The sequence below is a fragment of the Pseudomonas poae genome (assembly GCF_001439785.1).
Lineage (GTDB): Bacteria > Pseudomonadota > Gammaproteobacteria > Pseudomonadales > Pseudomonadaceae > Aquipseudomonas > Aquipseudomonas poae.
Genome location: NZ_JYLI01000011.1, coordinates 110,568 through 127,982 on the forward strand (window position 1 = coordinate 110,568; position 17,415 = coordinate 127,982).

The following is a 17,415-nucleotide window of genomic DNA, read 5'->3' on the forward strand; positions in this document are numbered from 1 at the left end:
CCAGGCGCTGAGCCGTATCAGGTACTCCGCGTTTTGCTGGAGTGGGGGCGCTTCGCACCCCAACGCGGGGCAAGCCCGCTCGCCACAGAGGTCCAGTCTGGAGCCTCCCACCGTTCATTCTGGTTGAGGGTTAGACCCGCTCGCGCGCCAGAAACGGCGCGGTGCGGCTTTTCTTGCTCTTGGCGACCTTTTGCGGCGTGCCGCAGGCAACCACGTTGCCGCCCTCGTCCCCTGCCCCCGGCCCGATGTCGATCACCCAGTCGCTCTGGGCCACCACGCGCATTTCATGCTCCACCACAACCACCGTGTGCCCGGCGTCCACCAGTTGATTGAGCTGGCTGAGCAGGCGGTCGACGTCCCGTGGATGCAAGCCGGTGGTCGGCTCGTCGAGCACATACAGGGTCGCGCCCCTGGCATTGCGTTGCAGCTCGGTGGCGAGCTTGATGCGCTGCGCTTCGCCGCCGGACAGCTCGGTCGCCGGCTGACCCAGGCGCAGATAGCCCAAACCGATATCGCGCAGCACCTGCAATGAACGCAGCACGGCGGGCTGCTCGGCGAACACCTCAACCGCCTGTTCCACCGTCAGCCCCAGCACCTGGGCGATGCTCAGGCCTTGCCATTTGATCGCCAGGGTCTCGGGGTTGTAGCGCGCGCCATGGCAGGTCGGGCATGGCGCGTACACGCTGGGCATGAACAGCAACTCAACGCTGACAAAACCTTCACCCTCGCACTGCGGGCAACGGCCCTTGGCGACGTTGAACGAGAACTGCCCGGCATCATAGCCGCGCTTGATGGCTGCCGGCGTGGCGGCAAACAGTTTGCGCACGTTGTCGAACAGCCCGGTGTACGTCGCCAGATTGGAACGCGGGGTGCGGCCGATGGGTTTCTGGTCCACCTGCACCAGCCGACGGATATGTTCGAGCCCGGAGCGGATGTGTCCGCCGCTGGTTTGCGGGGCGTCGTCCTCCAGGCTGGGTTCTTCGTCATTGACCACCCGGCTGCCGAGGCCGCTGCCTACCAGGTCCAGCAGCGCCTGGCTGACCAGGCTGGATTTGCCCGAGCCGGAAATACCGGTCACCGCCGTGAAACACCCCAGCGGGAAATCCACCTTCAAGTCATTGAGGTTGTTGCGCGTCACGCCTTCCAGTTTCAACCACCCGGCGGGTTCGCGCCGCGCAGGATTCAACGCCTGCCCTTCAGCAAACAGGTAGGCGCGGGTCTGCGAGGCCTGCACGTCCGCCAACCCGGCCGGCGGGCCGCTGTACAGCACTTGCCCGCCATGCTCACCGGCGGCCGGGCCCACATCGATCAGCCAGTCGGCGCGGCGCATGGTTTCCAGGTCGTGCTCCACCACAAACAGCGAATTGCCGGCGGCTTTGAGGCGCTCAAGGGCAGTGAACAGCGCCTCGCCATCAGCCGGGTGCAAACCCGCCGAGGGCTCGTCCAGCACATAGATCACGCCGAACAGCTGCGAACCCAATTGCGTGGCCAGGCGCAAGCGCTGCAACTCGCCGGACGACAGGGTCGGCGTACTGCGCTCCAGAGACAGGTAGCCCAGGCCCAGGTCGATCAAGGTGCTGACGCGTTCGAGCAGGTCCTGGGCGATGCGTTGCGCGGCGAGGCGTTTCTCCACCGACAGCTGCATGCGGTCCTGCCCCGCCGCCACCTGGCGCAACAGCTCGGCCAGTTGTGAAAGAGACAGCTGCGACAACTCGCCAATATCCACGCCGGCAAACTTCACCGACAGCGCCGCCTGGGTCAGGCGCTTGCCCTCGCACACCGGGCAGGCGCTGCCCTGCATGAACTGCGACACGCGCTTTTTCATCAGCGCGCTTTGGGTGTGACTGAAGGTGTGCAGGATGTAGCGCCGCGCACCGCTGAAAGTGCCCTGATAGCTCGGCTCGAGCTTGCGCTTCAACGCATCACGCGCCTGCGCCGGGGTGAAGCCGGCGTACACCGGCACCGTCGGGGTTTCTTCGGTGAAGAGGATCCAGTCGCGCTGCTTTTTCGGCAGGTCGCGCCAGGGGATGTCGACGTCATAACCCAGGGTCACGAGGATGTCGCGCAGGTTCTGGCCCTGCCACGCCAGCGGCCAGGCAGCCACCGCACGCTGACGGATCGTCAATGAAGGATCGGGCACCATCAACGCCTCGGTCACCTCATACACGCGACCCAGCCCATGGCACTCCGGGCAGGCGCCCTGAGGCAGGTTCGGCGAAAAGTCCTCGGCATACAGCATCGCCTGGCCCGGCGGGTAGCTGCCGGCGCGCGAATACAGCATGCGGATCAGGCTCGACAAGGTGGTCACACTGCCCACCGAGGAACGCGCGCTCGGCGTGCCGCGCTGCTGTTGCAGAGCCACCGCCGGCGGCAGACCCTCGATGGAATCCACGTCCGGCACGCCGACCTGATCGATCAGGCGCCGCGCATAAGGCGCCACCGACTCGAAATAACGGCGCTGGGCCTCGGCATACACCGTGGAAAACGCCAGCGACGATTTGCCGGAACCCGACACGCCGGTAAACACCACCAGGGCATCCCGTGGAATATCCACATCGACATTGCGCAGGTTGTGTTCACGGGCGCCGCGCACCCGGACAAAACCTGGGCGTTGGGCGGAAATCGGAGGGATGGTGCGCTGTGAAGTCATTGGCAACCTTGTCGTGCAGTAAGCATGCTGCGCACCCGTAGCGTCAGGGCTTCGGGGCTGTAGGGCTTGCTCAGCAGATGAATGTCGGGGCTCAGCAGGTGGTTGCTGGAGAGGATGTCGCGGGTGTGGCCGGAGGTAAACAGCACCGGCACGGGCGGCTGTTGCCGGCGCGCCCAGTCGGCCAGGTCGGTACTTCTGACCCGGCCTGGCATCACCACGTCGGTAAAGATCAGCTCCGGTTGCAGGCCGGTTTGCAGTTTTTGCATGGCCTGGTCACCGTCGTCGGCGGTGAGCACCGTGTAGCCTGACTGTTCGAGCACTTCCACCACGGTGAGGCGCACGCCTTCGTTATCCTCGACCACCAGGATGGTTTCCTGGCCGCCGATGGGCTCCACGGGTTCGTCCGACGACTCCTGGCATTCCTCGCCAAGGCTGCGCGGGAAATACAGCTGCACCACGGTGCCCTGGCCTTCGGCGCTGCACACGTCGACATGCCCGCCGCTTTGGCGCACAAAGCCGAACACCATGCTCAAACCCAGGCCGGTGCCGTGGCCGTCGCGCTTGGTGGTGAAGAACGGTTCGAACACCTTGGCCTGGATCGCCGGTGACATGCCCACCCCGTTGTCACTCACCGACAGGCGCACGTATTCACCGGGGCAGATGCTTTTGCCCACGCAATCATTGGGGTTGAGGATGATATTTTCGCCGCTGATGCGAATCACGCCCTCGCCTTTCATGGCGTCCCGCGCGTTGATCGCCAGGTTGAGCAGGGCATTTTCCAGCTGATTGCGGTCGACGTGAATGCGCCACGGGTCGCGCGGCAGCTGCACATCGATATGGATGGTTTCACCCAGCGCACGCTGTAACAGCTCGCCGAGGTTTTCATAAATGCGCAAAGGGTTGTACACCGCCGGTGACAGCGGCTGGCGCCGGGCAAACGCGAGCAATTGCGAAGACAGCTTGGCGCCCCGGTCCACAGCGGCAATGGCCGCATTGACGCGGCGCTGCACCTGGGGGTTATCCGGCTCATGCCGGGCCAGCAGGTGCAGGTTGCCGGCGATCACTTGCAAAAGGTTATTGAAGTCGTGGGCCACGCCGCCGGTCAGGCCGCCGATGGCTTCGAGCTTCTGCGACTGGCGCAACTGCTCCTCGGCAGCAGAACGCGCCTGCACTTCGGCGGCAACGCGCTGCTCCAGGTTGTGGGTGAGTTCCTGCCGCACTCGCTCGGACTTCACCAGTTCGGTGGTCTCCACCACAATCGCCAGCACCCCGGCCGGTTGCTGGTTGTCGCCGGCGACCGGGCTGTAGTAAAGGTCCAGCCACAGGGTTTCAGGCTGGCCGTTACGCGACAGCACCAGTTCCTTGTTGTTGAACGACAGCGTGCCGCCGGCCAGGCAGGTGTCCACCACATGCCGGTTGAACTCGGCCACTTCCGGCCAGCCCTGCTCCACCGGTGTGCCCAGCAGGTAGGGATGGCGCCCGCCGGCGAACACCGAATAGCTGTCGTTATAGATCATGTAACCCGCCCGCCCCCACAGCATCACCATCGGCACCGGGGATGCGAGCATCATCTGCACCGTGCAGGCCAGGCTGGTGGACCATTCGTCTAGCGGCCCCAGGTCGGTGTTCGACCAGTCGAACGCGCGAATGCGTTGGGCCATTTCACCGGCCCAGCCTTCACAGTCATGTGGATTGGATAAAAATTGCATGATGGGGCTCTGCACAAAGAGAACGTTCGCAACGTTTGGAGCATGCCAGGTGTAGATGGTTTCATCCGGACTTATTTAGGGCGCAAACACCGTGCAATCAACGGCTTTAATGGAAATCCCGGCTGCGCACATGGATGCCGTCCAGCAATGGCGTCAGGTCGGTAAGACGGCCGGCGATAAGGTGGCGCACCTCGCCCACCGTCTCCCAGCGCCCGTCCACCTTGAGCAGTCGCGAACCCACCAGGGCCTGGCGTTGGCGTTCGGCCAGGTCGCGCCAGACCACCACGTTGAGGTTACCGAATTCATCTTCCAGGGTGACGAAGGTCACGCCGCTGGCAGTACCGGGCCGTTGCCGACCCGTGACCAGCCCCGCCACGCTGACATTGCGCCCATGCTCCACCGTCGCCAGCTCCCGGGAACTGCGACAACGCCGCTTGCGCAGCTCCCCGCGCAACAAGGCCAGCGGGTGCGGGCCGAGCGTGGTGCCGAGGGTGGCGTAGTCGGCGTGCAGGTCTTCGCCCAACGTGGGCGCGGGCAACGCCACCGGGGTTTCGTCGGCGCTGGGCAGGCCGGCAAACAGCCCCAGCTGTTTATGCACCCCGGCCACGTCCCAGCGTGCCTGGTGCCGGTTGCCGGCCAGCGCGCGCAAGGCACCGGCATCGGCCAGCAGGGCCTGAGCGCGCGTATCCAGCCCGGCCCGCTCATCGAGATCGGCAATGTCGCCGAACACCCGGCGCCCACGCGCGGCCTCGATGCGCCGCGCGTCGTCTTCGCGAAACCCCGCGATCATGCGCAGCCCCAGGCGAATCGCCGGTTGCTGGCCGTCGATGGGCTCCAGGCTGCAATCCCAGTCACTGGCCAGCACGTCCACCGGCCGGATCTGCAGGCGATGACGGCGTGCGTCCTGCAGGATCTGGTCCGGGCTGTAGAAACCCATGGGCCAGCTGTTGATCAGCGCACAGGCGAACGCCGCCGGTTCATGGCACTTGAGCCAGCAACTGGCGTAGGTCAGCAAGGCAAAGCTGGCGGCGTGAGACTCGGGAAAACCATAGCTGCCAAAACCCTTGATCTGCTCGAAGATCTGCGCGGCAAAGGCTTCGGTGTAGCCGTTCTTCATCATGCCGGTGCGCAGGCGCGCCTGATGGGGCTCCAGCCCGCCATGGCGTTTCCAGGCGGCCATGGATCGGCGCAACTGGTCGGCCTCGCCGGGGCTGTAGTCGGCGGCGACCATGGCGATCTGCATCACCTGTTCCTGAAACAGCGGGATGCCCAGGGTGCGCTCCAGTACCTCTTTTAATGCAGGCGATGGATAGGTGGTGGGCTCTTCTTTATTACGCCGACGCAGATACGGATGCACCATGCCGCCCTGAATCGGCCCGGGCCGCACAATGGCGACTTCGATCACCAGGTCGTAAAACGCCTGCGGCTTGAGCCTGGGCAACATCGACATCTGCGCCCGCGACTCGATTTGGAACACGCCAATGGTGTCGGCCTTGCTGATCATCGCGTAGGTGGCCGGGTCTTCCTTGGGGATCGACGCCAGCGTCAGGTCCAGGTTGCGGTGGCGGCGCAGCAGGTCGAAGCAGCGGCGGATCGCGCTGAGCATGCCCAGGGCGAGGATATCCACCTTGAGCAGGCCCACGGCGTCGAGGTCGTCCTTGTCCCACTGGATGATGGTGCGCTCGGCCATCGCCGCGTTTTCCACCGGCACCAGGGTGTCCAGCGGGTGTTCGGAAATCACGAAGCCGCCGGGGTGCTGGGACAGGTGCCGGGGGAAGCCGATCAACTGTTGGGTCAGCGTGAGCACCCGGCGCAGGATCGGGCTGTCCGGGTCGAAGCCGCTTTCACGCAGGCGCGCCAGCGGTGGCGCATCATCACTCCAGCGCCCGCAGCATTCGGCCAGCGCGTTGATCTGATCGGCTGGCAAGCCCAGGGCCTTGGCCACGTCGCGCACCGCGCCGGCCGCGTGGTAACTGCTGACCACCGCCGTCAACGCCGCGCGGGTACGCCCATAGCGCTGGAACACATACTGCAATACCTCTTCGCGGCGTTCGTGTTCGAAGTCGACGTCAATGTCCGGCGGTTCGTTGCGCTCCCTGGACAGGAAGCGCTCGAACAGCAGGCGGGTCAGGCTCGGGTCGATCTCGGTGATGCCCAGGGCAAAACACACCGCCGAATTGGCCGCCGAACCGCGCCCCTGGCACAGGATCGAACGGCTGCGGGCGAACCGCACGATGTCGTGCACCGTGAGGAAGTAACTTTCGTAGCCCAACTCGCTGATCAGCTCCAGCTCCGTGTGGATCTGCTGCAAGGTGTTGGGAGCGACACCCAGGGGCCAGCGCCGGGCGATGCCTTCTTCGGTGAGGGTACGCAGCCAGCTTTTGGCGCTGTGGCCGTCGGGCACCAGCTCGCGCGGGTAGTGGTAGCGCAACTGGTCGAGGTCGAAGGTGCAGCGCCGGGCGATGGCCAGGGTTTCATCGAGCAAGGCCTGGGGGTACAGCGCGGCGAGTGCGTCGAGGCTGCGCAGGTGGCGTTCGCCATTGGGGTGCAGGCGCGTGCCGGCTTCGGCCACCGGCACGTGATGGCGGATGGCGGTCATGGTGTCTTGCAGGGCGCGGCGACCGCGTGCATGCATGTGCACATCGCCGCAGGCCACCGCCGGGAGGTGCAGGCGGGCGGCCAGCTGCAGGCGCTGCTCCAGATGGCGCGCATCGTCCTGGCCGCAGTGCAGGTGCACCGCCAGCCACAGACAGTCGGCGAAGGTGCGGCGCAGCCATTGGATATCGGTTTGGGTATTGCCATCTTCGGCCACCCACAGCGCCAGCAGGCCGGAAAACGGTGTGTCGAAGTCCTCCCGCAGCAGCCGATAGCGGCCCTTTTCGGCGCGTCGCCGGGCCAGGGTGATCAGGCGGCACAGGTGCTGGTAACCGTTGAGGTCCTGCACCAGCAACACCAGTTTCGGGCCGTTTTCGATGCGCATCTCGCTGCCGATGATCAGCGGCACTTCCACCGCCTTCGCCGCCTGCCACGCCCGCACGATACCCGACAAGGTGCATTCATCGGTGATCGCCAGCGCGCGGTAGCCCTGCTGTTTGGCGCGCTCGAACAACTCCAGCGCACTGGAGGCGCCGCGCTGGAAGCTGAAGTTGGACAGGCAGTGCAGTTCGGCGTAGTTCATGAAAACCAGCCTTGCAGCCATAGTCCGTCGCTTTGCCCCACGCTGCGATAGGCCCAACCTTGCTGACCGGCACGGGTCTGGATCAGATAGTAGTCGCGGCGAATATCGGCGCCGTCCCACCAGCCGGATTCGATGCGTTCCGGGCCCATCAGGATCTGCACCCCCTGCTCGGCCAGCAGGGTCGGCTCGCGCAGCAGCCAGCCAGGGCGTTGCACCTTGTTCAGGGTTGGGCAAGGGTGTTTGTCGACCGCCGCCTGCCAGGCACATTCGGGGCGGTGATCGGCATGAAAACGCAGGCCCTGCACCGCCTCATCCCCCAGGCGCGCGCGCAGGCGTTCGCGCAGTTGCTCCCACGGCAGGGTTTGTTGCGGGCGGTCGTCAAACAGGTCCTGGCGTTGCGGTACGAACAACGGCAGGTCCTCGGCCACCAGGCGAAAGCCGCGTACCGGCGCGGTGACCTGCACCTGCTCAAGCCGCCCGCGGGCCAGTTCGAACAGCATCGCCGGTTCGCGCTCGGCGCTGAGCAGGCCGACCTTGATCACGCTGTCCGGCGCCTGGGCGTGTTCCAGGTGCAGGTCGAACCGTTGCACACCGCTGTCGCGGCCGCAGAGGAAGGCCGATAGATCGCCGGTTAAACGGCGCAAGGGAAACAGCAGCGCCTGGTGGGAGTGCACGTCAAAATTCAACTCGATGCGCGCATCGAACTGGTCCGGCGGCTGATAGAAAGCCAGGGCCAGTGGCCGTTGCCCGCTCAAGGTATCCAGGTGCTGCAGCAGCCCGGCTTCAAACCGCCGCGCCAGGGTATGCCGGGGCAGCGCCTGTACCTGGGCCAGCGTGCGCAGGCCCATGCGCGCCAAGGCGGTGGCGACCTGCGGGTTGAGGCCTGCGCGGTCGACGGGCAGCGGCGCCAGGGCGTGCAGCAAGGCGCTGTCGTCGGCCACGGCCAGGCCATCGTAGAGGTTCGCCAGCACCCGCGCCGCCGCCGGGTTGGGGGCGGCGACGATGCGGTGGCGAAACCCCAGTTCGGTGAGCTCTTTGCGCAGGCGCGCCTCGAACTGCGGCCAGGGCCCAAACAGCCCCAGGCTCGACTCGATCTCGAACAACAGCGCGCGCGGGTAAAACACACTGACCTGGGAGCTGAAGCGGTAGGCCCAGGCCGCGAGAAACTGTTGCCAGTGTTCAATTTGGGCTGGGTCATACTCGGCGCTGGCAAAGGTTTTGCTGAGCGCATGGGCGGCCGTCAGCGACTGGCCGGGGCGCAAGCCCAAGGCGCGCGCGGCGGCATTGGCCGTTTGCACGACGCGTCGCTGCGGCGTGCCCGCCAGCAGCACCAGGGGTTGGTCCGGCTCGGGATGCAGACGCTGCACCCCGTCCAGCGCCAATTGCGGGAAGACAATACACACCCAGCGCATGGCAACCTCAGTGCCCGGCCAGCGCGATCGGCGCCGGGTGGGCCAGCCCGCCCCGACACTTGAGCACACGCACCTGCGCAGGCCGCGTCTCGATCGCCAGGCGCAGGGCCGCCGGCGACGCATTGACCGCCTCGCCCAATGCGCGCCAGGCGAATGCCAGGGTCTGCCCGGTTTCCGCCGCCACCTGCAGGCGACGCAAGGCGCGGTCATCGGCCTTGCGCGGCCAGCACAGCACAGCACCGCAACTGCCAGAACGCAGGCACTGTTCCGCCGCCCACAGCGCGTCGCGCTCCTCGGCCTGGATGACGGCGAGCTGGCGCAGGTCCACCCCGGCGTTGTGCCAGGCATGGGCATACGGCGTGTAGGGCGGCGCCACCAGCACGATGCGCTCCCCCGCCGCCGACAGACGCGCCAGGGTCGGCAGCACCAGTTGCAATTCGCCCACGCCCTCCTTGGCCATCAGGATTTCGCTGAGGGCTGACTCCGGCCAGCCACCGCTGGGCAACACCGCATCCAGCGCCGCCAGCCCCGTGGGGTGCACGCTGGCCGGTGGCGCGGCGGGCCGGCCTTTCCACACGCGGCCGCCATTGAACAGCGTGTCCAGCGCAATGACGGCGCCCATCAACCCTGCCTCACCAGGCCGCAGAATACGCCTTCGATGGCCAGGTCCTGGTCGGGCCCCACCACGATGGGCTGATACGCCGGGTTGCGCGGCAGCAGACGCACGCTGTCGCCATGGCGCTCGAACCGCTTGATGGTGACTTCGCCATCCAGGCGCGCCACCACGATCTGCCCGTTTACGGCCTCTGCACTGCGGCGCACACCCACGAGGTCACCGTCGAGAATGCCGTCTTCGATCATCGAATCGCCCTGCACCCGCAGCAGGTAATCCGGAGTTTTGGCGAACGTGGCCGGGTCCAGTTGCAGGCGGCTGTGCACCTCGGCATCGGCACCAATGGGCAGCCCGGCGGCAACGCGACCGAGCACCGGCACATCCAGCCAGTCGGGCCGCGACGGCTGGTTGAGCAGCCGAATACCGCGAGCCTGGTTGGGGTTGACCTCGATAAAACCGGCCTCGGTCAGGGCCAGCACATGCTTGCGTGCCACGCTGCGCGAGGCAAAACCGAACGCCTCGGCGATCTCGGCGAGGCTGGGAGACTGCCCTTGCTGCGCGATGCGATCGCGGATAAAGGTCAGGATGGCGGTGCGGCGGGGGGTTAGAGTCGTCATGGAGTACATTTGTACTCCTGCGGGAAATTTCTGACAATAGCCGGTAGTCGGGAGTGTTCACTGAAGCCAGGCGCACCAATAGTCCCAACTGACAGCCCAAATCATCGCAAGTCGATAGGACCATCCGGTCCAGCGTTTGAGTGATAGCGGAACGGCGGATAACTCTGCCTCAGTCATAAAACTTTTTTCACTGAGCCCTACAGAAGGCCAAAAGCGACGAATGTGTCGATGAACATCACGAGGGTGTAGGCGACAAACCAGGACATCGTTAAGTCCCCTCTGGCCACCATTTGAACCACGCGTACCAAGCGCCTGTTGCGATAATCCAAATATAAGAAACACGATATGGCCACAATGCCCAACGCTTGAGCACCGGAGGAACAGATGCCAATTCCTCTTCAGTGACAAGGCCTGCTTTCAGAAAGCGCTTGGGCATCGAGAGGATGTCAATCATCAACCCCATACGATGAAACCGGTCGATTCGACTGTTTTTCTTCCAAAAGCGCTTATGTCTACGAACTTTTTCGTTATTGTCAAAGTAACTTTCCAGCTCGTCGAGTTTTGCATACTCGGCAAAAAGCATCAGGCTCAGGAGTACAAAAATACCCGCGAGATGCACGATGATTAAGGCAAGAAAAAACGACACGGTCAGGCACCCTCTGGCTCGAAGATCAAGTCACCGTTGAGCTCAAGTATCTTTCCACCCAGAAATGCACTTTCATCACCAAGAACCGAACCTGCCTCATAGCCACCTGCAGCGCCGCCAATAACTGCGCAAGCAAGCGCACCCTGCCCTTTCATAGAAATACCCAACACCATATGGCAAACACTACGAGATAACTTCGCACCTACATGTCCACCAAAAACCGATCCCATTACCCCACCCACAAATCTGCCTGTCTCCACATACTTCGCCCTTCGACATTGCGCCTCTCTCCCCGTCACACACGCCTCCCTGACCTCCAACCCAGTAACGCCTACATCCAGCGCCAACCCAATGTAAGTCCCTTTGCCCAGCCATTTCGACATCTGCGCAATCTCCCGAATCCGCTTCGCATATCCCGCTATCTCACCTTTATGCAGATAGCTTCTGGTCGAAATTCCCAGCACTTTCCTCAACGACTCATTGCCGCGTAAACCTGTACCGAACCTCGCAGCACCTTGCAGTTGCAATTCCAACCGGCTGAACAACGTTTGGCGCTGGCGGATAAAGTTCTCCCTGCTCAGATCCCCACTTCTCAACCTCTGATGCACTTGTTCGATTTCCTCCAAAGTTTGCGCCACTTCATCCAGATGCCGCGCCCAGGCGGATGTAGCACTGCCAATACCAATCGAGCCATACGCAAGAAAACTCTGCAGCAAATCATAATTGCCGATCACCACCGCGCCGGCCGACGTATTCAACTCCAGGCTGCGACGAACCTGTTCAGCATGCCGCATCAACCAGGCCTCCTCGCCGGAACAGCTCACGCTGCCGACATCGGGAATAATCACCAATTGCCCCGGTGCCACCAGACCAGGGCGCAGGTGTCGGTTCAGTACGTCGAAATGATCAGAGCGCTGTCGATTCAGGCCGCCGCCCATCAAGCGCGATTTCAAACTCTCGTAGTCCATTGTGCGGTCATTGATATAGCTCTGCGCCATGCCTTACATCCGGGATGCAATGAAACTGGCGTCGAAATATAAGCAGGGGAGCACGGCCTGGACACAAGTCCGGGAGGGGTCCATCACATTTGGGAAGCTGCCTACACGGCAGAGACTTTGCGCTTACAGAAAGCGGCCCGACCTACCGTCAAACCTTCGGCAATAGCCGGTAGTCGGGAGCGCTCACTGAAGCCAGGCGCACCAATAGCCCCAACTGACAGCCCAAATCATCGCAAGTCGATAGGGCCATCCGGTCCAGCGTTTGAGTGATAGCGGAACGGCGGATAACTCTGCCTCAGTCATAAACCTTTTTTTCACGGCGTCCGTTGGATCACATCAGATTTGAATGTCGAACCACCAAAACCAGAGGCACCAAACGATGGTTGCGCCTCCCCAAATATAAGTAAGGTAAAAGGGCCACAGCACCCAACGCCTGAGTGACAAGGAAATGGATTGCAGTTCGGCCTCCGTCACGATTCCTGCTTCCACATGGCGTTTTGAATCGGACAAAAACTCATAAATCTGCAACATGCGATAAAACCTGTCGATTGGCTGGTTTCTTCCCCAAAAGCGTTTAGTGTCGCGAACCTTTTCATTTTGGCTGAAGCAGCTTTCCAGACTGTCGAGTTTTACGTATTCGGCAAATAGTCGCAGCCCCAGGGTAACAAGGCCTCCAACAAACCAGACGACGGTGTAGACGAGAAAGAATGACACTTATCAGGCCCCTTCAGGTTCGAATATCAAGTCTCCATTAACTTCAATGATCTCCCCGCCCAAAAAAGCACCTCCGGCACCACCTGCATTTCCGCCTGCGCTGCCTCCCGCTGCACCTCCAATGACTCCACACGCAAGTAATCCATTTCCTTTCAAATAAACGCCCAGATACAAGCGACAAGCACTACGAGCTACATCAGCAGCTAATTTTGCCCCAATGGCAGCTCCCGTCACTCCGCCCACAAACCTGCCCATTTCCACATATTTCGCTCGTCTGCACTGCGCTTCCTTACCCGTCACACAGGCTTCCTTGATCTCCAAACCTGTGACGCCAACATCCAACAGCAATCCTGCATATGTCCCTTTGCCCAACCACTTCGACGTCTGCGTTATCGCCTTGACTCTTTGCGCATACCCTGCAATTTCATTCTTATGCAGATAACTTTTCGTCGACAATCCGAGTACCTTCTTCAACGATTGATTGCCTTGCAATCCCGTCCCGAAACGCGCCGCTCCTTGCAACTGCGCATCCAGTCGACCAAACAGCATCTGCCGCTGCCGAACAAATCCATCCCTGTCCAACCCGCCACTCTTCAACCGTTGGTGCAAACGTTCGATTTCTCCCAGTGTTCGCCCTACTTCATCCAGATGTCTCCCCCAGCCAGACGCTGCACTTCCCACACCAATCGAGCCATACGCAAGAAAACTCTGCAGCAAATCATAATTGCCGATCACCACCGCGCCGGCCGACGTATTCAGCTCCAGGCTGCGACGAACCTGTTCAGCATGCCGCATCAACCAGGCCTCCTCGCCGGAACAGCTCACGCTGCCGACATCGGGAATAATCACCAATTGCCCCGGTGCCACCAGACCAGGGCGCAGGTGTCGGTTCAGTACGTCGAAATGATCAGAGCGCTGTCGATTCAGGCCGCCGCCCATCAAGCGCGATTTCAAACTCTCGTAGTCCGTTGTGCGGTCATTGATATAGCTCTGCGCCATGCCTTACATCCGGGATGCAATGAAACTGGCGTCGAAATATAAGCAGGGGAGCACGGCCTGGACACAAGTCCGGGAGGGGTCCATCACATTTGGGAAGCTGCCTACACGGCAGAGAATTTGCGCTTACAGAAGCGACCCGACCTACCGTCAAACCTTTACCACTTTGGCGAGCGGGCCTGTCGTGGCGAGCGGATTTGCCCGCGTTGGGGTGCGAAGCAGCCCTTGAACCAGGCTCTGAGTAGTGTCAGGTAAACCGCGTTTTTCTTGATTGGGGGGCGCTTCGCACCCCCAACGCGGGGCAAGCCCGCTCGCCACAACAGACCCCCTCCCACATTTGAACAGGTGTACATCCACAACCACGCCTAGTAACCGGTCATCTCCAGATACCCCACCCCGCCCTCAAACTTCACCGGACCTTCCCAGTACGGAATATTCAAATCCATCCAGGCCTTGGGATTGACGGCCTGCGTCGTAATATCCAACCCCTTGCCGGGAATCTTCAGCGACCATCGCGTGGGAATACGGCGCTCGTCAATCTCGGTGGTGGCCAATGGCGTGAGCTGGATATCGGCGTTATGCAAGGTCTGCGTCACCCCTTGCGGATCAATCCAGGTACCCGTCAGGTAACCCGAACCGTCCTTTTGCCGCACACGAAACAGCATCAACTGCTCGCCCCCGTCCAGGTGCAGCGAAAACCAGTCCCAGCCCGTCTGGCTGGCGGCCAATGGTTGGCTGCTCCACTCCCGATCCAGCCAGGCCGGCCCGGTCACTTGATACACCTTGCCATCGATGCTGACACTGCCGCTGGCCGTGAAAAACGGCTGACTGTAGTAGTACGACGCCTGGCCCTGATCCGATTTACGGCTGTAGCCACGGTCACCTTGCAGCACCAGCGGGCGGCTGGAGGTCAGGCGCAAATCGTAGGCAAACTGCGCGCCGCCGGCCTTGAGTTGCATGTCCGCCAACGGGCTTGTCGCGTCGGCACGGCTGGCAAAATTCCAATCGTCGATCCAGGCAGCAAACGGCGCCGCCTGAGCACCGGCCTGGCCGACGCCGCCACGGGCATAACGCTCGGCAGCATAATGGCGAGTGGCGGAAGTAACGGCGGCATGGCCCAGCCAGACGCTGGAATCGCGCCAACCAGCCTGCATGGGACCGGCCTGCAAGGCATTGCGAAACAGCGTCCACTGCACGCCAAACACATTGCCTTGGGCGTCCTTCACGTTGGCGGTCACGTACCACCATTCGATCCGAAAACCTGGATGAGCGCCGTGGTCTTCGGGAAACGTGAACACCTTGCCCGGCACCACTTGCGCAAAGTCCGCCGCATCGCTGCCAAGGCCGGCGAAGCTTTCTTCGGGGGCGGGGACTTTGTCGCACGCGCTCAACAGCAGCAACGCGCACCACAGCCAGGCTTTAATTTTCATGGGCGAAGGTCCTCAGCAGATCCGCCGGGCGGCTACGGTACAGCTGCCACAGCGGCCAGGCCGAGGCCAGCAGCGTGGCGAGCATTGCCAGGCCCAGCAACTGCGCCAACTGCCACGGGAACACCTGCAACGGCAGGCGCCAGCCAAAGGCCTGCACGTTGATCACCGCATCCAGGCACCAGGCCAGCAGCAGGCCCAGGGGCAAGCCCAGCACCAGGGTCAACACCGCCAGCAGCCAGGTCTGGCCCAGGTTGAGCAGCATCAGTTGGCGGCGCGTCACCCCCAGCGCCCACAACGGCGCGAGTTGGCCTAGGCGGCTTTGGCTCTGGGTCAACAGGCTGATGAACAGCGCCACGCCAGCGACGCCGAGGGTGAGGCTGTTGAGCGCGGCCGTGGCGGCAAACGTGCGTTCGAACACCTGGCTCGACCAACCTTTGAGCTGCTGTTGATCGATGATACGGCTGTCTTCCAGGGCAAACGTGCGCTGCACGGCCTGGATCAACGACGGTACATTTTGCGGCAGTACGCGCAGGTTGAAGCGCACCGGCGACAGCCCCGGCCAGTGCGCCAGCAGGTGCTGTGAATCGACCAGCAGATGGCCCTTGGGGTTGCCGTAGTCGGCGTAGATCCCGACCACCGAGGGCGACCAGTTGCCCTGCGGGGTGGGCACGCTGAGCGTATCGCCCAGTCCCACCTTCAAGCGCCGCGCCAATTGTTCGCTGAGCATCACCGTATCGCCTTGATGCAGGCGGTCCCAGGGTTGGCCGACGGCTTCCAGCAACGGCCAGTGCTGACGGTAAGTCGGGTCGTCGACCACACCGAACACGTCCGCGGGCAAGCCCTGCAACTGCACGCTGACCTGCCAGGCGGGCAGCACCGCCTGCACCTGCGGTTGGCGCGCCAGCCAGGTGTGCATCTGCTCGGCCTGCGCCGGGTTTTGCGGGTTGAGGTAAAGCTCGGCGGTGAGGCGCTGTTCCAGCCAGTTATCGAAAGTGTGGCGAAAGCCCGAGGTCATGGAGCCCGCGCCGATATTGGCCGCCAGCGCCAATAGCAGAGCCATCAGCGCCAGGCTCAGCGCCGGCAGTTGCTGGCGACAGTCGGCGAGGAACCACTGCCCCAACACCGAACGGCTGCGCCCCAGCACGCCCTTGAGCAGCGCATTGAGCAACACCGGCAAGCCAAGCGCCGCGCCCAGCAACAGAGCGGCCATCAGCACGAACCCGGCGGCCAGGCTGTTGCCCAGCCACAGCGCCAGCAGCGCAACCAGCAGCGCCGCCCCCGCCACCCAACCCTGACGTCGCAACCAGCGGCCATGGGCCTCATGCCAGGCCTGGGCGTTGGCCAGCGCCAGCAGCGGCAAGCGCGCCGCGCGCCACAGGCTGCCGGCGCCGGCCAGCAGCGCACCGAGCAGGCTCAAGCCGAGCCCGGCCAACCACCAGCCCGGGCTGAGGCTCAGCTGGCCTGGCACTTCGGCGCCGTAAAGGCCGCGCAGGCTGGCAGCGACATCCGGCAGCAACAGGCTGGCCAGCAGGTAACCGCTGGCCACGCCCAGTACGCCGCCGAGCAACGCCAGCACGCCCAGTTCCACACCCAGGCTGAGGATCAGCAGCCGCGCACTGACCCCGCATGCGCGCAAGGTGCGCAGCAGGCTGCGTCGTTGCTCCAGGGCCAGACCGATGGCTGCGTGGACGATAAACAAGCCGACCACAAAGGACAGAAACCCCAGGGCATCCAGGTTCAGGTGAAAGCTTTCGGTGAGGCGCGCGAGGTTGTTGTCTTCGCCCTGCTTGAGTTGCAAGCCGGCCGGTGGCGTTGGATGGGAGGCGGCGAAGGTCTTGTCCAGCAGCAGGCGCGACAATTGCCCCGGCATGCCCAGCAAAGGTTGGGCAAAGCCGATGTCCATCAGCAGCAGGCCGGGAGCCATGTCCGGCTGGGCCTGCAAGGGCGGCAGGGTTTGCCCGCCGACGGTGTGCGGTTGCTCGCCCTCGCGCAGGCCGAGCGCGTGCAGGGTCTGCGGCGAAATCCAGGTGCGCCCCGGCGCTGCAAAAAACGCGAGCATCTGCGCCTGGCTCAAGCGCTGCCCTGCTACCGCGCCACTGCCAGGCAGGGACAGCGGCTCGATGCCCATCAACTGCAGGCGTTGGTCTTCATGCCCCTTGAGCAGCACGCGCCCCTGCACCACGGGCGATACCGGCCAGCCGGCGCGACGCAACTGCGCGAACAACGCCTGGGGGAAAGCGGCGCTATCCGGCGCACTCAGGCTGGCTTGCGGCTCACCGCCAATCAACTGGCCGGCGCGCGCGTAACTGTCTCGCGCCTGGCTGTTGAGGGCTTGCACACCCGTGAGCAACGCCGTGGCGAGCCACAAGCCGGTGAGCACACTGAAAAACTGCACGGGGTGACGCCGCCAGTGGCTGAGCAGCGCGCGCAAGGCCCAATAAAATACCCTCAT

The 17,415-nt window shown here is 63.3% G+C and carries 12 protein-coding genes; all 12 read right to left on the bottom strand.

Features of this window, described 5'->3' with window-relative positions; translation table 11 throughout:
• Positions 1–130 precede the first annotated feature (130 nt).
• The 12 genes from uvrA to TU75_RS14970 all read right to left on the bottom strand — a co-directional run bounded on the left by uvrA (position 131) and on the right by TU75_RS14970 (position 17,415).
• Positions 131–2,650 carry an excinuclease ABC subunit UvrA gene (uvrA, locus tag TU75_RS14915; RefSeq protein WP_060549347.1) on the bottom strand — a complete coding sequence of 840 codons (2,520 nt, stop codon included), beginning with the start codon at positions 2,648–2,650 and terminating at the stop codon, positions 131–133.
• Entirely contained in the window at positions 2,647–4,359 is a 1,713-nt protein-coding gene (locus tag TU75_RS14920) for an ATP-binding protein (RefSeq protein WP_060549348.1), read from the bottom strand. The genes uvrA and TU75_RS14920 overlap by 4 nt, the downstream gene beginning before the upstream one ends.
• 106 nt (positions 4,360–4,465) lie before the next feature.
• On the bottom strand, positions 4,466–7,558 hold the full coding sequence (locus TU75_RS14925) for an error-prone DNA polymerase (RefSeq protein WP_197676835.1): 3,093 nt from the start codon (positions 7,556–7,558) through the stop codon (positions 4,466–4,468).
• On the bottom strand, positions 7,534–8,949 hold the full coding sequence (locus TU75_RS14930) for a Y-family DNA polymerase (protein WP_060549350.1): 1,416 nt from the start codon (positions 8,947–8,949) through the stop codon (positions 7,534–7,536). The genes TU75_RS14925 and TU75_RS14930 overlap by 25 nt, the downstream gene beginning before the upstream one ends.
• A gap of 7 nt (positions 8,950–8,956) precedes the next feature.
• Entirely contained in the window at positions 8,957–9,571 is a 615-nt protein-coding gene (gene imuA / locus TU75_RS14935) for a translesion DNA synthesis-associated protein ImuA (RefSeq protein WP_060549351.1), read from the bottom strand.
• Complete coding sequence (gene lexA / locus TU75_RS14940) at positions 9,571–10,188, bottom strand: transcriptional repressor LexA (protein WP_032870096.1); 618 nt, start codon at positions 10,186–10,188, stop codon at positions 9,571–9,573. Before lexA ends, imuA begins: the two co-directional genes overlap by 1 nt.
• A 259-nt stretch (positions 10,189–10,447) precedes the next feature.
• The gene (locus tag TU75_RS14945; protein WP_003232222.1) at positions 10,448–10,825 is read right to left on the bottom strand and encodes a hypothetical protein; all 378 of its coding nucleotides are present in this window, start codon (positions 10,823–10,825) and stop codon (positions 10,448–10,450) included.
• A 2-nt stretch (positions 10,826–10,827) separates the two neighbouring features.
• Positions 10,828–11,823, bottom strand: a complete 996-nt coding sequence (locus TU75_RS14950) for a hypothetical protein (RefSeq protein ID WP_060549352.1) — start codon at positions 11,821–11,823, stop codon at positions 10,828–10,830.
• Between the two features lie 336 nt (positions 11,824–12,159).
• Positions 12,160–12,537 (bottom strand): hypothetical protein, encoded by a 378-nt coding sequence (locus TU75_RS14955; RefSeq protein WP_003232218.1) that lies wholly within the window; start codon positions 12,535–12,537, stop codon positions 12,160–12,162.
• 3 nt (positions 12,538–12,540) lie between these two features.
• A complete protein-coding gene (locus tag TU75_RS14960) occupies positions 12,541–13,536 on the bottom strand; it encodes a hypothetical protein (protein ID WP_060549353.1) in 996 nt (331 codons plus the stop codon).
• Positions 13,537–13,898: 362 nt separating this feature from the next.
• Entirely contained in the window at positions 13,899–14,963 is a 1,065-nt protein-coding gene (locus tag TU75_RS14965) for a lipocalin-like domain-containing protein (protein ID WP_060549354.1), read from the bottom strand.
• The gene (locus TU75_RS14970; RefSeq protein WP_060549355.1) at positions 14,953–17,415 is read right to left on the bottom strand and encodes an ABC transporter permease; all 2,463 of its coding nucleotides are present in this window, start codon (positions 17,413–17,415) and stop codon (positions 14,953–14,955) included. The genes TU75_RS14965 and TU75_RS14970 overlap by 11 nt, the downstream gene beginning before the upstream one ends.

Excerpts from the sequence above, each read along its gene's own strand:
- TU75_RS14930 (WP_060549350.1), bottom strand. The coding sequence starts at position 8,949 with ATGCGCTGGGTGTGTATTGTCTTCCCGCAATTGGCGCTGGACGGGGTG.
- TU75_RS14960 (WP_060549353.1), bottom strand. The coding sequence starts at position 13,536 with ATGGCGCAGAGCTATATCAATGACCGCACAACGGACTACGAGAGTTTG.
- TU75_RS14965 (WP_060549354.1), bottom strand. The coding sequence starts at position 14,963 with ATGAAAATTAAAGCCTGGCTGTGGTGCGCGTTGCTGCTGTTGAGCGCG.
- TU75_RS14920 (WP_060549348.1), bottom strand. The coding sequence starts at position 4,359 with ATGCAATTTTTATCCAATCCACATGACTGTGAAGGCTGGGCCGGTGAA.
- lexA (WP_032870096.1), bottom strand. The coding sequence starts at position 10,188 with ATGTACTCCATGACGACTCTAACCCCCCGCCGCACCGCCATCCTGACC.
- TU75_RS14925 (WP_197676835.1), bottom strand. The coding sequence starts at position 7,558 with ATGGCTGCAAGGCTGGTTTTCATGAACTACGCCGAACTGCACTGCCTG.
- imuA (WP_060549351.1), bottom strand. The coding sequence starts at position 9,571 with ATGGGCGCCGTCATTGCGCTGGACACGCTGTTCAATGGCGGCCGCGTG.
- TU75_RS14970 (WP_060549355.1), bottom strand. The coding sequence starts at position 17,415 with ATGAGGGTATTTTATTGGGCCTTGCGCGCGCTGCTCAGCCACTGGCGG.
- TU75_RS14950 (WP_060549352.1), bottom strand. The coding sequence starts at position 11,823 with ATGGCGCAGAGCTATATCAATGACCGCACAATGGACTACGAGAGTTTG.
- uvrA (WP_060549347.1), bottom strand. The coding sequence starts at position 2,650 with ATGACTTCACAGCGCACCATCCCTCCGATTTCCGCCCAACGCCCAGGT.